Genomic DNA, 14,592 nt, shown 5'->3' with positions numbered 1-14,592 from the left:
TGCATCCTGAGAGAATGCAACGGGAGGGTAAAGCGCGACAGCTTAGAGCGCAGATACCGGCTTGTGGGTCACCTGACGCATAAACGGAATGGTCGCCAGCAGACCCGCGTAGACCAGCACCAGACCCAGCGCAATAGCGCCGAAGGTCAGACCGAACATCTTCGCCAGAACCTCACCGGGAAGACCCTGAGCCGCAATCAAAGCCGTCAGCGGCAGACCCAGCAGTGCAGAAATCACGCTGATGAGCACCAGCGGGCCAAAGACCACGGTAAGACGCGAAGCCTGCAGCAGCCTCGTGGGGGTACCCATCATATTCAGCGAAGAATACAGCGAACCGCGCTCGTAAATCGCGGCGCTCTGGTTCAACACTGCGGAGAGAGTGACCAGCAGGTACGAGAAGAACAGCATGAGCAGCATGCCTTGGAACATGTCCTGCATGATGGTCATGAAGGGGCCGGCGGCGGGACCGGCTTGCTTCGCGTCTTTGCTCATCTCACCCGCGAGAATCAGGATGGGGCCGAAGAAGGTCACCAAGAAGGTCGACAGTGCCACACCCGAAACCTGACGCCACGCCCCACGCGGGGATTCCAGCACCGCACGGTAACCCAGCAGAACCGACGCCTTCTGGGTCATACGCACACGAATCTTTGCGTACGACCACACCAGGAAGGTGCCAATCCAGTCGATGGCAAGCATCATCAGCAAACCCGGCAGAGCAATGAAAACCGCCAGGTTCTTCATTGCGCTATCGGCACCGCCGTCCTGGAAGGGTGAGAACATGCTGAAGCCCTTGGAGGTCGATGCCAGAATCATCACGGCAATAATCAGAACAATACCGAGGCCCAGGGCAATGTAACCGGCAGAACCAGCCTTCGCGCGGGTACGCACACCCAGCGGGCTGATGCTGACCTTCGCCAGACCGAAGAGGGAGCTCAGAGCCGCCAGGACCATACAGCCCAGGAAGCAGTAGAAAATCATGCTCACCGGCAGGAGCATATTCTCAGCACCCAGCGGAACGTTCATGAAGTGCATGGCACCGAACGGGAAAATCAGCACCAGGTAGAGCAGCAGACCGATGATGAAACCCACGAGGGAGTACACCAGCGCATCCGCCACCGACAGACCCACAATCAGGGTCGTGGAGGCACCAATCAGACGCAGGGAGGCCAGGCGCTCATCACGGCGGCGGGCACTCAAACGAGCCGCCGAAGCGCCCAGGGTAAAGAGCGGAACAACCAGCACCAGAGCGGCAACCCACGCCAAACCCATGTAGAGCTTCTGAATGCCCATCAGGTTCACCAGTTCGTGGTCAACGTTGGTGGCGTGGTCAAGCCAGGTGCTCAGCGCCTGAACACCACCGGCAACCGTCAAAAACAGTGCCGAGGAGGCGGCAAAAGCCAGCACGGGAAGAATCGCCTGCGAACTCCATAGGGTTCGCTTGGCGAGTAGAGCATAGATTTGCATTATGCACCTGCCTGAGACTGAGCGCCGAAGCTCTGAGCGTGGTTCTGGGAAGCGGGAACACCGCCCTGGTTATTGCGCTGATCGCTCACAATCTGACCGTCCTGCAGGTACACCACGCGGGAGCACGCCGCCGCCACGTTCGGGTCGTGAGTAACCACCAGCAGAGTCTTACCCTGCTGCGGAATCATAGTCAGCAACAGAGCCATCACCTCACGCGCGGTCTTCGAATCCAGTGCGCCGGTCGGCTCATCCGCGAAAGTCACGGGGGCACCGTTCACCTGGGAGCGGGCAATCGCCACACGCTGAGCCTGACCACCGGACATCTCACCCATACGGCGGTCCAGCATCTGACCCAAACCCAGACGGTTCAGCAGATCAGCCGAAATGGAACGCGCCTGCTGGCGGGGAACACCGGCAATCATCGCGGCGAGGGAAACGTTCTCCTCCGCGGTCAGCTCGGGAACCAGCAGACCCTGCTGGAACACGAAACCAAACGAGTTAGCGCGCAGGGAGGTACGCTCACGCTCGCTGAGGGACTCCACCGCCACCTGACCGGTGGGGCCATTGAACAGCACGGAACCGGCATCGAGCTTGATAATGCCCGAGAGCGCGTGCAACAAGGTGGTCTTACCCGAACCGGAAGGACCCATAATCGCCACGGACTCGCCGGGGAAAATATCCAGGCTCACGTTGCGCAACACCGGGTTATTGCCGTACGACTTGTGCAGGTTACGGGCAGAAATAATCGCGCCGCGTGCGAAGGGCGCCTGCTGCATTTGCTGAGGTGCCTGCGCGGGGTAGCCCTGCGGCTGACCCTGATAGTAGCCCGCCTGGCTCTGCTGGTTAGGCTGACCGGAATACTGACCGGCAGGCTGCGCCGCCTGCGGAGGGGTCATTGAGTACGGGTTCTGAGCCTGGAACTGCGGGTTCTGAGATTGAGGATTCTGCGTCATGACAACCTTCATTGGGTATGAACTAACGGAAGTACACTTCTATCATCTCAGCTTCTCGACGGCTCAACCCTCCGTCTGGGGGCTGAAAAATATGGGAAAACCCTGAAAAAATTCGCCCCACCGGGTGCTCAATCGTCCCGCAGCTCATACCGCGGTATGAGCGAGCCTCACGCGAGAATACGCCGCCCACCCCCTTGAACTGCGCGGGGGCAGTGCCATACTAGAAGGATGACCGACGCACAGAACACCCCCATCATCACTCCGGTACCCGACCCCGAAGCAGGAACCCGCATCATCTTCCTGCGCCACGGCCAGACCGACTGGAACATCGACCACCGATTCCAGGGCGGCACCGACATCCCGCTGAACGACACCGGCCGCGAGCAGGTACGCACCGCCATCGGCGCCCTGAAGCAGGCAGAAGCCGACGGCACCACCGTGGACGCTATCGTCTCCTCGCCCCTGTCCCGCGCAGTAGAAAGCGCCAAAATCATTGCCGAAGGCATGGGCGTACCCTACCGCGGCGCCTTTGACGGCTTCCAGGAACGCTCCTTCGGCGACCTGGAGGGGCAGATTGCGACCCGCGAGCTGATTCTCGCCTCCCGCCAGTCCAACAACGCATACAACGTGGAACCCAAGAAGGACTTCCTCGCCCGCTCCCTCGCGGCGCTGAACCGCGTCCGCCGCGAATACGAGGGTCAGACCGTCGTGGTCGCCGCGCACGGCATGCTGATTGCCCTGAGCATGACCGCCCTGGTCGCTGAGCGCCACCCCGAACTGCTCAACGAGGACGGCATCTACCCGATCCCGGTGAACGCCTCCTTGACCGAGGTGCCCCTGCAGTACCTGGACAACGCGATCGACCGCCTGGTCGTGCAGCACCTCGAGCCCGAGCTGGGCCCCGAAGAGGTCCCGGCGGGCGCCGAGAACACGACCCTCACCCTGATCCGTCACGGCCAGACCGACTGGAACAAGGCGAACCTGATGCAGGGCATCACCGACATTCCGCTCAACGACACCGGCCGCGAACAGGCACGCACCACCGGCAAGAAGCTCGCCGACATGGGCCTGGAATTCACCGTGCTGGTGTCTTCGCCGCTCTCCCGCGCCCACGAGACGGCGCAGCTGGTCGGTGAACACTTCGACCTGCAGGTACACAAGACCTACCCCGAGCTGGTCGAGCGCGCCTACGGTGCCGGTGAGGGCCTGGACATTCCCGCCCCCGAGCGCCGCGCCCCGGAACGCTACTACCCGAACGTGGAATCTGAGCGTGACGTGTACATTCGTGCGGTGCGCACCCTGCGCAATATCGTGCGTGAGCTCTCTGAAGCTTCGGGCGACCAGAAGATTATCGCCGTCAGCCACGGCAGCTTTATCCGCCGCGCTCTCTCCGCCGCAGCCGGTGAAGAATGGACCGTGACCGTGCCGAACGCCGAACCGCTCACGATTGACGTGCCGGGCCTGTTCGCCTGGGACTCAACCAAGCAGTTTGACGAGGCGGGCCGCCTTGTTTGGTAAAGGACAACCCGGTAGCGGTCAGTCTGGCGCTCGCGTGTGGCGGCTGATTCTCTGGCCCGTCACGGCGCTGTACTGTGCCGTGGTGGCGAGCATCGTGTTCGCGCCCGTGCACGTGGACGATAACGAGATGGGTGGCCGCCTTGCGCAGCTACTGGACACCGGCCACGCCGAGGGCTGGCTGCCCGCCTTCATCACCTATTCGAGTATTGAGCAGCTTTCGAACGTCATCATGTTCATGCCGGGCGGTTTTCTCTTCGCCCTGCTGCTCAAACCGAAGGCTCGCCCGCACGTGCTGTACGCGGGGTTCCTTGTTAGCGCCTGCATTGAGACAATCCAGAGTTTCATGCCGGATCGTACGGGCGACCCGGTGGATGTACTGATGAACGGTTCGGGTGCTCTGCTGGGCGCGGCGGGTGCTCTGGGTGTGCATCGTTGGCGTCGCGTGCGTCGCGAACGCAAGGGTAAGTAAGGATCTGTGCCTGTTGGAGGCGCCGGCTCCGAGGGTTTCTCGGGGCCGGCGCCTTGTGTTTTTACCCTGCTGCGAGTGCGCTGGCGGGGTCTATCAACACCGTAGGTGGCGGGGAGAAGCAAAACCCAACAGTTCATTAGGTCAAACAGACATAAACAGGCAACAGCTCGCAAATAGGTGTGGTTTCTGTAGGGAACATTCGGGTAATATTCCGGCAAATACAGCGTTTTATATTGACTTGCCCACAAAAACCCACATAAAATCAAGTATTACCCTAAAGCGTTCTGTCGGTTCGCTGAAACCATGTCTTTCACGGCTCTCTAGCCACGCAGAATGCAGACGAGAACACACAGATTTCCTCCCCACTAGCCCAAAGGAACACCGATTTATGTTCGCAGAAGAACGCCGTGCCGAAATTGCAAAGCTTGTTGCCTCCGCACGTCGTGTCAACGGCGCTGACCTTGCGCGTCGTTACGATGTGACCATGGAGACCGTGCGCCGCGACCTCGCCGCACTGGAAGAAGCAGGTAAGCTCCGCCGCGTCCACGGTGGCGCTGTCACCATTGAGCAGTCCACCTCCCTGGAGTCCTCCATCTCCTCCCGACAGGGCATGAACACCCCCGAGAAGCGCCGCATCGCCACCAAGGCGTACCAGATGCTGCGTGACTCCGAGGCGGGCTCCATCGTCCTGGACGCAGGCTCCACCATCGAAATTCTCGCCGACCACATTGGCGCCGAGAACTTCAGCCTCAAGACCGGCAACGACCGCATCATCATCACCCACGCACTGCACATTGCAGTCAAGCTCGCGGAAGCCGAGGGCGTGACCCTCGAGCTGGTCGGTGGTCAGCTGCGCAAGATGACCTGGGCTGCTGTTGGTGCCCGCGCTGCCGAGCACTTCGGCACCATGCGTCCCGATATTGCTTTCATTGGTGCCAACGGCATTGAAGCCCACTTCGGCATCTCCACCCCCGGCATGAACGAAGCCATTGTCAAGACCGCAATTTGCAAGGCAGCCCGCCGCGTGGTCTTGCTCTGTGACTCCGCGAAGTTCGGTCAGGAATCCCTGGTCCGCTTCGCAGGATTTGAGGATATTGACACCCTCATTACCGATCGCGAGCCCGAAGGTGCCCTTCGTCAGGCACTCGAGGCCGCAAATGTCGAGATTGTGATTGCCTAATGATTATTACTCTGACCGCAAACCCCAGCCTGGACCGCACCATTGAACTCGGTGCACCCCTGGCACACGGCGCCGTGCAGCGTGCTGTTGGCGCTGTGCAGGACCCCGGCGGTAAGGGCGTGAATATTTCCCGCGCACTGCAGGTCTCCGGCGTGCCGACCCTCGCCATTGTGCCCGGTGAAGCCACCGACCCGGTGCTGACCGCACTGCAGGCTGTGGACGTCGAGTTCGCTAACCTGCCCACCGGCGAGCCGATCCGCTCGAACATCACCGTGGTTGACCCGGACGGCACCACCACCAAGTTGAACGCCCCCGGCACCGTTTTTGATGCTGAGCTGCGTCAGAAGTTGGACGAGCTGGTGGTTGAGCGCTCGAAGGGTGCCGACTGGGTGGTTTTGGCTGGCTCTCTGCCTCCGGGTCTGGAGCCGACCTACTACTCCGAGCTGGTGGCGGCACTGCGCACCTCCGGTTACGAGGGCAAGATCGCGATTGACACTTCTGAGGCGCCGCTGATTGCGACCGTCGCCGGTGAGCACAAGCCCACCCTGATTAAGCCCAATTCGGAAGAGCTGGCTCAGCTGACCGGTAGCGACAACTGGGAGGAGCTGGAGGCTAGCCCCGAGCTGACCGCCCGCACCGCCCAGAAGCTGCTCGGCGACGGCATCGAGTACGTGCTTGCAACCCTCGGCGGCGGCGGCGCCGTGCTCGTGACCGAGCAGGGTATCTGGCATGCTGTGCACGAGCCGATTCAGGTTCGTAGCACTGTGGGTGCCGGTGACTCGTCGCTGTCCGGTTTCTTGATTGCTCACACTCGCGGTGAGGGTGCCCCCGGTTGCCTGGTTCAGGCGGTAGCTCACGGTTCGGCTGCTGCTGCTCTGCCGGGTACCCGTATGCCTTCGCTGGAGCAGACCACTCCTGAGAAGGTCACCGTTCGTCAGCTGCAGCTCTAAAGCTGGGTTTGTGGCACTGACCTGCATATATTCACAAAAAGGAATGTATGCAGGGGTGTTACCTCAACACCCACACGCATATACGAACACAACACACACAGGTTGCACACACTTTGAACTCATATAGGGGAGAAGCTCGGCACCGCTGAGCGAATCCCCGCCCCAACACATACCCGAGGAGGGAATATGTCTGATCTGATCACCGCAGATCTCGTCCTGCTGGACGAGAACCTCGGCGAGACCCGATTCGACGTAATTGCCAAGCTCGCCCAGGCAGTCGTAAATGCCGGACGCGCTACCGACTTCGAGCAGCTCTACGCGGCTGCCGAGGCACGCGAATCCAAGACCGACACCGGCATCCCCGGTGGTATTGCGATTCCGCACTGCCGTAGTGCCGCCGTGACCGAGCCGACCCTGGCAATGGCACGCCCTAACCCGGCAGTTTCCTTCGGTGCTAAGGACGGCCCCGCCGACCTGATTTTCTTCATTGCTGCACCCGATGGCGCTGACCAGGCACACCTGAAGCTGCTGTCCACTCTGGCACGCTCCCTGATGAAGAAGAGCTTCACCGCGTCCCTGCGCGATGCCTCCTCGGCTGAAGAGATTGTTGAGCTGGTCAACGGTGCGCTCGGCGTGGGCGAGAAGAAGGCAGAGGCTAAGCCTGCCGAGGCTGCGCCCGCCGCCGCACCTGCTGCTGAGAAGGAAGCCCCCGCCGCTTCTGCTCCGGTGAAGAAGCTTGTTGCTGTGACCGCATGCCCCACCGGCATTGCTCACACCTATATGGCTGCGGACGCCCTCAAGTACGCGGCTGAAGAGCTCGGCTACGACCTGAAGGTTGAGACCCAGGGTTCCTCGGGTAATGAGAAGCTGACCCAGGCTGATATTGATGCCGCAGACGCCGTGATTTTCGCGGTGTCGGTGAACGTGCGTGAGCGTAACCGCTTCGCGGGCAAGCCCTTCGTAGAGTCCCCCGTTAAGCGCGGTATCGACGAGCCGAAGGAAATGATTGCGGAGGCTCTGGCTGAGGCTGAGAACCCCAACGGTGCGCGCGTTGCCGCTGCTGCATCCAGCGGTGAGGACAGCGCAGGCGCTACCGAAGGCACTTGGGGCTCCCGCATCTACAAGGCCGTGATGACCGGTATCTCTTACATGATTCCGTTCGTTGCTGCCGGCGGTATTCTGGTCGCCCTGGGCTTCGTGTTCGAGGCAATCACCATGCCGAACCTCGGCGATGTGAACACCAAGGCGATTCTCGAATCGGCAACCCTGTTCAACCTCGGTGATGTGCACTGGACCCTGTACCTGGGTGCTGTTCTGCAGACCATTGGTGGTTTCGGTCTGAGCCTGATGGTTCCGGCTCTTGCCGCGTACATTGCGTACGGTTTGGCTCAGCGTCCCGGTATTGCTCCGGGCTTCATCGCTGGTTCGGTGGCTCTTGCCGTGAACGCGGGCTTCCTCGGCGGTATTGTTGGTGGTATTCTCGCCGGTCTGATTGCCTACGCTCTGGGCACCTTGAAGCTGCCCCGCTGGCTCGGCTCGATGATGCCCGTGGTCGTTACCCCGCTGGTGACTTCGCTGGTTGCCGGTCTGCTCATGTACCTGCTGCTCGGTGCGCCCCTGGCTTGGGTTATGACCACCCTGCAGGATTGGCTGACCTCCATGTCTGGCGGTTCTGCCCTGGTGCTGGGTCTGATCCTGGGCGCCATGATGGCTTCTGACCTGGGTGGTCCCATCAACAAGGCTGCTTACCTCTTCGCAACCGCTGGCCTGTCTTCGGGTGCGACCGTGAACCAGGAGATCATGGCTGCCGTCATTATTTCCGGTATGGTTCCGCCGCTGGCTATGGCTCTGGCGACCACTCTGCGCCCCAAGCTGTTCAACGAGAACGAGCGTGAGAACGGTAAGGCTGCGTGGCTGCTGGGTGCATCCTTCATCTCTGAGGGTGCTATTCCCTTCGCTTCGGCTGATCCGGCTCGCGTGATTCCTTCGACCATTGTTGGTGGTGCTCTTGCTGGCGCTATTTCGATGAGCGCTCACGTTGCTTCCCCGGCTCCGCACGGTGGTATTTGGATTATCGGTCTGGCACAGAACCCGCTGATGTTCCTGGTGGCTGTTGTTGCCGGTACCGTTGTTTCGGCACTCGTGTACGTGGTGCTGAAGTCTGTGGGTGCCCGTTCTAAGGCATCCGCTTAAAGGCCGTATAACCTCACCTTCATTTGATCGTCTGTTTGCAGGCGTGAGCGTGAAAAAACACGTTACACTGTAGACAAACCACAGATAGGACATGAATTTATGACTACCTACAAGGGCGTCGGCGTATACGCCGGCCGCGTTATTGGCCCCGTTCTTCAGATGCCTAAGCCCATCGAGGAACCCAAGGACGGTCTGCGTCTGAACGGCGAGACCGCTGAGGCAGCTGCACAGCGCATCAAGGACGCTTCGGTCCGCGTTAAGGAAGACCTGCTTGCTCGCGCAGAGAATGCAAGCCGTGATGGCAAGGCTGTTCTGAAGTCCACCTCTCAGATGGCTACTGACCGTGCACTCATCAAGAGCGCTATCAAGCTGGTTGAGACTCAGGAGATGGCTCCTGAGCGCGCAATCTGGGAGGCTGCAACCTCCTTCGCTGACCAGATGGCTGCTCTGGGTGGCTACATGGCTGAGCGCGTGACCGACATCCACGACGTGCGTGCCCGCATCGTTGCTGAGCTGACCGGCCAGCAGGCTCCCGGCATCCCGGTCTCTGATGAGCCGTTCATCCTGGCTGCTATTGACCTGGCACCGGCTGATACCGCGACCCTGGACCCCGAGAAGGTTATCGCCCTGATTACCTCTGACGGTGGCCCCCAGGCACACACCGCTATTCTGGCTCGCGGCCTGGGCCTGCCCGCTATTGTGGCGGCTAAGGGCGTGACCGACATTGCTGACGGCACCATCGTGTACATTGACTCCAACGAGGGCATCGTTGACACTGAGCCCACCGACGCTGACCGCGAGGCGGCTATCAAGTATGCAAACCGCAAGCCTGTCGCTGACTTCGACGGCAAGGGCGTGCTGGCTGATGGCACCCGCGTTGAGCTGTACGCAAACGTTGGTGACGGCAAGTCCGCTGAGAAGGCTGCAAGCCTGAAGGCTGAGGGTGTTGGCCTGCTCCGCACCGAGTTCGGCTTCCTGGGCCACGACGCTGAGCCTTCCATTGAGACTCAGGCTAAGACCTACAAGTCCGTGTTTGACGCATTCCCCGGCAAGCACATCGTGGTTCGTACCCTGGACGCTGGCGCTGATAAGCCCCTGCCGTTCCTGAACGTGAACCCCGAAGAGAACCCCGCACTGGGTGTTCGTGGTTTCCGTACTGACTGGACCGTTCCGGGCGTTCTGACCCGCCAGCTGGAGGCTATTAAGCTTGCGTCTGAGGATTCCGACGCTGACATCTGGGTTATGGCTCCGATGATTTCGACCACCTCCGAGGCTCGCAACTTCGCGAACATGCTCAAGGAGATTGGCCTGCCCGTTCACGGTGTGATGGTTGAGACCCCCGCAGCTGTGATGAACGCTGAGGCTATCCTGGGTGAGGTCGACTTTGTGTCCATCGGCACCAACGACCTGACCCAGTACACCATGGCGGCTGACCGCCTGCTGGGCGACCTGGCGCACCTGAACAACCCCTGGCAGCCTGCAGTGCTGAAGATGATCAAGATGACCGTTGAGGGTGCTCAGCGTGCATCGGTCACCGCGGGTAAGAAGAAGTACGTGAGCGTCTGTGGTGAGGCTGCTGCTGATCCGGCTCTGGCTGTTGTTCTGATTGGTCTGGGCGTTGACACCCTGTCCATGAACGCTGGCGCTATCCCCGCTGTGGCTGCGGTTCTGAAGTCCGTGACTAAGGAGAAGGCACAGCAGATTGCGGCTATCGCCCTGCAGCAGATTTCTTCTGCTGAGGCGAAGGAGAGCGCACGCAAGGCTCTGCCGATTCTGGACGAGCTGGGCCTCTAAGCCTTAAAACGATTCCGGGTTCTGCCTGCCGCCCCTCAGCAGGGGCGCTAGGCGGTGCTCGGGTCCATAAAAATGCCGGGTGCGGAGTTTTATTTCTGCATCCGGCATTTTTTGTACTTGTTAGCGTATGGCTGAACGGTACAATTTATAGAGTAAGGGCGGGTCCTGAAGCGCCCCGTTCATTTAGAATAGGTACTGATATATTTCGGTTCCTTGATCAAAGGAGAAACATAATGGCAGAGCGCGAAGCCACTATTGCAAGCCGTGTTGGCCTGCACGCACGTCCGGCAGCTATCTTCGCTGAGGCAGCTGGCGACCTCCCCGTCGAGGTCACCATCGCAGCTAAGGGCGAGCCCGCAGATGAGGCTATGGACGCTGCATCGATTCTGTCCCTGATGTCCCTGGGTGCAAAGCACGGCGACGTTGTTGTCCTGCGCGCTGAGGGCGAAGGTGCTGAAGAGGCTCTGGACTCGCTGGTTAAGATCCTCGAGACCGACCACGACGCTGAGTAATTGACTTTCGCCTCTGAGGTGACCGCGAGCGGTGCGCTTCAGATGCTGTGAAGGCTACAGCCTTAAAGCGTGAATATCCCGTCACTTCGGTGGCGGGATATTTTTTATTATGAATAATTCATTTTTTATTGAGTTGTAAGTGTGGCACGGGGGAATATTTCCCCGCTAAATCTTAATGTATATATAACCTTTATTTTCCCTCGGAAATAGCTCTAAAAATATCTCCCAAAATATCTTCTGTACAGCAGTGACCCAAATTTCTCTTCATATCAATGAAGCTATCTGCCGTAGGTGCCGTAGAGTACTTTTTGCTCACAAAACCCCCAGCAGACCACGCGGCAGAAAAGTGATATTTCTGCGCCCCAGTGCTACCGCAGAATCGTGCCCTTGTTAGACTAAATAGGCACTGTCTATCTGGGAGGGACATTGGCAGAATCGAGGAACACCCCCGCGGAATCCAAACCGCGGGAAGCTTCGCATGCAGGCGAGGCAAATACTGCCGCAACGGAAGGAAGCGAGCAGAATACCACCGCAGGCTACATTGCCGGTAAGCGCGGTTTTCCCCTGGTTTCGCTAGACCAGGTCACCGACGAGCACCTACGCCGCGTACTGGCGCAGCAGACCGCCTCCACGAAGAGCTCGGAAGGTACCGTAGCCGCTGAAGCTGTCAGCGAGGTACTGCAGGAAGCCGCAGCGGATATGGGCATCACCGCGCAGGAGGTAGATCCCGCCAGCGATCCCGAGCCGATCCCTAACGGCCACGCTGCGCGCACCGTCATTGACCCCTCCCTCGTACCTGACGACGACCTAGACGCATACCGCGAGGAACCGAACCCCGTCACCTCCAGCAACCTGGTGACCGAGGCGGCGTTGACCCGCCCCTCCCAGCCGGTGCCCATGACCGGCATGATTCCGCAGGTGCCCAACTCTCACGCAGCCCGACGATACGGTGCGGATCCTACTGCTACACCGAAGACCGGGCCAGTTTCGATGCCCACCACCTCCGTGCCGCTGGTCGGTGGAGGCTCGCAAGGCCTCTCGGGGCGCGGTAGTGGCGGCCGCTGGGGTTCGCGTCGCCTCCGCTCTTTTGTGCGTACTGAGGAGGCGGCACCCGCCGCCCCGCGCGGTGCCCAGCGCATTGCTCAGCGCCAGTTCGTGCCGACTATTCGCTCTGAGGAGCATGAGCGTCGTGAGGCGTTCCGCCGTGAGAAGGAGTACGCCCGCGATACGCTGAACTTCACCCTGCGTCTGGCGGAGGCGATGTTCCACTACGGCGCGGACGCAATGGACGTGGACTCGGCGATTATTGCGGTGTCTTCGGCGTACGGGCTGGATTCGGTGGAAGTCGATATTACGAACCAGTCGGTGACCATCAACTACACCTCGGACCCCGATATTTACATGGAGTCCCGCATCGCCAAGCGTAACGCGAACGCTGATGAGCGCTTCACCCACACCCTGGTGCGTGTGGTGCGTTCCTCCACGGAAAACTATGAGGCGCTCTCTGAGGTGTACGGCCTAATCTACAAGATCACGCGCGGCGGCATGACCCTGGAAATGGCTGACCTGAAGCTGAACCAGATTACGCACCGCCCCAAGCCGTTCCCGCCTTTGGTGGTGTGGCTGGCGAACCTGGTGTGTGCCGGAACCCTGACGGCGGCGCTGGGTGCGAGCTTTGCGACGGCGTTGAGCGCGGCGATTATCTTTATTCCCGTGTACCTGCTGATTCAGTGGCTGAGTTCGATTGGTATTCCGGCGTTCTTCCGCATGGCTGCTAGTGCGGGTCTGATGACCTTCTTGGCGATTTGGCTGGGCGGTGAAGGGTCCATTCTGTCGGTTCTTCAGCGTCAGGGGGAGGCGATTTCTGCGCCCCTGGTGGTGGCGGCGGGCATGATTATGTTCTTGCCGACCCCGCGTCTGGTGGGCGCCGTGCAGGATGCGATTAATGGCTTCCCGGTGACGGCTGCCGGTCGTTTTGTGTCCACGGGCATGAGTTTCTTGGGCCTGGTGGTTGGTATCGCGACCGCGGTGAGCGCGATTAATATTTTCAACGGCCCGACCCTGGATATTGAGCAGCTGCGTTTTGAGCCGACGACCCCGTTGGTAGCGTCGTTCTTCTTCCTGGTGGCGATTGCCACCTTTGCGATTACCCTGCAGACGAAGCTGGTGAAGGTCGGCTGGCTGATGCTGATTACGGGCTGCGGACTGGCGGCGTATTACAGCTATGAGCTGCTTGCCGGTCCGAGTACGGGCCGCGGTCCGACGGCGTGTGCGGCGGTTGTGATTGGTGCGTTGAGCACGTATTTTGCGTACCGTCTGCATGTGCCTCAGGCGATTTTCTCGATTCCTGCGATTACGTTCTTGCTGCCGGGTCTGTCGTTCTTCCGCGGCATGTATCTGCTGACGGTTGAGACGGACGTGATTCTGGGTATGCAGAATATGATTACGGCGGTTTCGATTGTGGTGGCGATGGCGTCGGGTGTTGCGTTGGGTAATTACACGATGCAGTATGCGCTGCAGCATTTTACGACTCCGCGGAATGTGGAACCGGTGGAGTCTTAGGCTTCTTTTCAAGGGTATATAGCCAATATTGCATATATTTTATGCAGGTAAGGGGCGGTAGCTTACGAGTTCAACTCGCGGCTACCGCCCCTTCACTATGCCCTTGTGCTGGGTCTTGTGCAGGCTCTCGTATTGTGCCTAGCGCACCGTCCAGTCCACCGGCTCCGCACCCTGCTGCACCAGCAGAGAATTCACGGTCGAGAACGGGCGCGAACCAAAGAAACCACGATGCGCAGACAGCGGCGAAGGATGCGCCGACTCCACGCTCGGGTACGGCTGTAGCATGGGTGCGCACTTGCGCGCATCCGCACCCCACAGCAGACCAACCAGCGGCTGATTGCGCGCCACCAGGGCACGGATAGCGCACTCAGTGATTTCCTCCCAGCCCTTGCCGCGATGCGAGCCTGCATCCGACTCGCGCACGGTCAGCACCCTGTTGAGTAGCATGACGCCCTCATCCGCCCAGCAGGACAGATCGCCGTGATCAGCCGGAGCGATACCCAAATCGTCCTCAAGTTCCTTGTAAATATTGTTCAGCGAACGAGGCAGTGGCATGCCGCGGTGCACCGAGAACGACAGGCCCATCGCATTGCCGGGGGTCGGGTAAGGATCCTGACCAATAATGAGTACCTTCACCTGGCTCATCGGGCGGCGAAACGCATTGAAAATATCGGCGGCAGGCGGGAACGTACGGTAACCCGCCGCGTGCTCCTCACGCAGGAAAGCGCCCATGGCGTGAATCTGCTCTTCGACCGGGGCGAGGGCTGCCGCCCAATCCTCGCTCATAATGCTGCTGAGGGGCTGGTTCATGAATCTCCTCGGGAATATCCTCGGGCTGATGCGGCTCCGGCGGTTACGGTGCCGGGCACGCTACGGTTACTTCTCTTCTAGACTGGAGTTCTCTTCTAGACTGAGGTTCTCTTCTAGACTAGGGGATGACGAATACGCACGCTAGGAGACGCCAGCCGCGGCAGGCGAGCTACAGACAGAACGAGGA

The 14,592-nt window shown here is 60.2% G+C and carries 11 protein-coding genes; 8 read left to right on the top strand and 3 right to left on the bottom strand.

The window, feature by feature from the left end; translation table 11 throughout:
* Positions 1-42: 42 nt before the first annotated feature.
* Both RWL87_RS05135 and RWL87_RS05130 read right to left on the bottom strand, forming a co-directional pair.
* Entirely contained in the window at positions 43-1,464 is a 1,422-nt protein-coding gene (locus RWL87_RS05135; protein WP_313969129.1) for an ABC transporter permease, read from the bottom strand.
* Positions 1,464-2,417: an ATP-binding cassette domain-containing protein gene (locus RWL87_RS05130; protein ID WP_313969128.1), complete on the bottom strand. Its 954-nt coding sequence runs from the start codon at positions 2,415-2,417 to the stop codon at positions 1,464-1,466. Before RWL87_RS05130 ends, RWL87_RS05135 begins: the two co-directional genes overlap by 1 nt.
* A 228-nt stretch (positions 2,418-2,645) precedes the next feature.
* On the opposite strand from RWL87_RS05130, the gene RWL87_RS05125 reads away from it, so the two are divergent.
* The 8 genes from RWL87_RS05125 to RWL87_RS05090 all read left to right on the top strand — a co-directional run bounded on the left by RWL87_RS05125 (position 2,646) and on the right by RWL87_RS05090 (position 13,595).
* Positions 2,646-3,935, top strand: a complete 1,290-nt coding sequence (locus RWL87_RS05125) for a histidine phosphatase family protein (protein ID WP_313969127.1) — start codon at positions 2,646-2,648, stop codon at positions 3,933-3,935.
* Positions 3,925-4,404, top strand: coding sequence for a VanZ family protein (locus RWL87_RS05120; protein ID WP_313969126.1), 480 nt, complete (start codon positions 3,925-3,927; stop codon positions 4,402-4,404). The genes RWL87_RS05125 and RWL87_RS05120 overlap by 11 nt, the downstream gene beginning before the upstream one ends.
* Before the next feature lie 388 nt (positions 4,405-4,792).
* Positions 4,793-5,584, top strand: coding sequence for a DeoR/GlpR family DNA-binding transcription regulator (locus tag RWL87_RS05115; protein WP_049357323.1), 792 nt, complete (start codon positions 4,793-4,795; stop codon positions 5,582-5,584).
* Positions 5,584-6,534: a 1-phosphofructokinase family hexose kinase gene (locus tag RWL87_RS05110; protein WP_313969125.1), complete on the top strand. Its 951-nt coding sequence runs from the start codon at positions 5,584-5,586 to the stop codon at positions 6,532-6,534. The genes RWL87_RS05115 and RWL87_RS05110 overlap by 1 nt, the downstream gene beginning before the upstream one ends.
* A gap of 186 nt (positions 6,535-6,720) precedes the next feature.
* Positions 6,721-8,727, top strand: coding sequence for a fructose-specific PTS transporter subunit EIIC (locus RWL87_RS05105; RefSeq protein WP_313969124.1), 2,007 nt, complete (start codon positions 6,721-6,723; stop codon positions 8,725-8,727).
* A gap of 99 nt (positions 8,728-8,826) precedes the next feature.
* Positions 8,827-10,521 (top strand): phosphoenolpyruvate--protein phosphotransferase, encoded by a 1,695-nt coding sequence (gene ptsP, locus RWL87_RS05100; RefSeq protein ID WP_313969123.1) that lies wholly within the window; start codon positions 8,827-8,829, stop codon positions 10,519-10,521.
* Between the two features lie 233 nt (positions 10,522-10,754).
* Entirely contained in the window at positions 10,755-11,033 is a 279-nt protein-coding gene (locus RWL87_RS05095) for an HPr family phosphocarrier protein (RefSeq protein ID WP_005504506.1), read from the top strand.
* A 426-nt stretch (positions 11,034-11,459) separates the two neighbouring features.
* Positions 11,460-13,595 carry a threonine/serine exporter family protein gene (locus RWL87_RS05090; RefSeq protein ID WP_313969122.1) on the top strand — a complete coding sequence of 712 codons (2,136 nt, stop codon included), beginning with the start codon at positions 11,460-11,462 and terminating at the stop codon, positions 13,593-13,595.
* 138 nt (positions 13,596-13,733) lie between these two features.
* Here RWL87_RS05090 and RWL87_RS05085 read toward each other — a convergent pair whose 3' ends face one another.
* Positions 13,734-14,405: a uracil-DNA glycosylase gene (locus tag RWL87_RS05085; RefSeq protein WP_294628299.1), complete on the bottom strand. Its 672-nt coding sequence runs from the start codon at positions 14,403-14,405 to the stop codon at positions 13,734-13,736.
* Positions 14,406-14,592 lie beyond the last annotated feature (187 nt).

It is taken from the genome of uncultured Rothia sp., assembly GCF_963555405.1.
Lineage (GTDB): Bacteria > Actinomycetota > Actinomycetes > Actinomycetales > Micrococcaceae > Rothia.
This window is presented reverse-complemented; position numbering and strand designations above follow the sequence as displayed.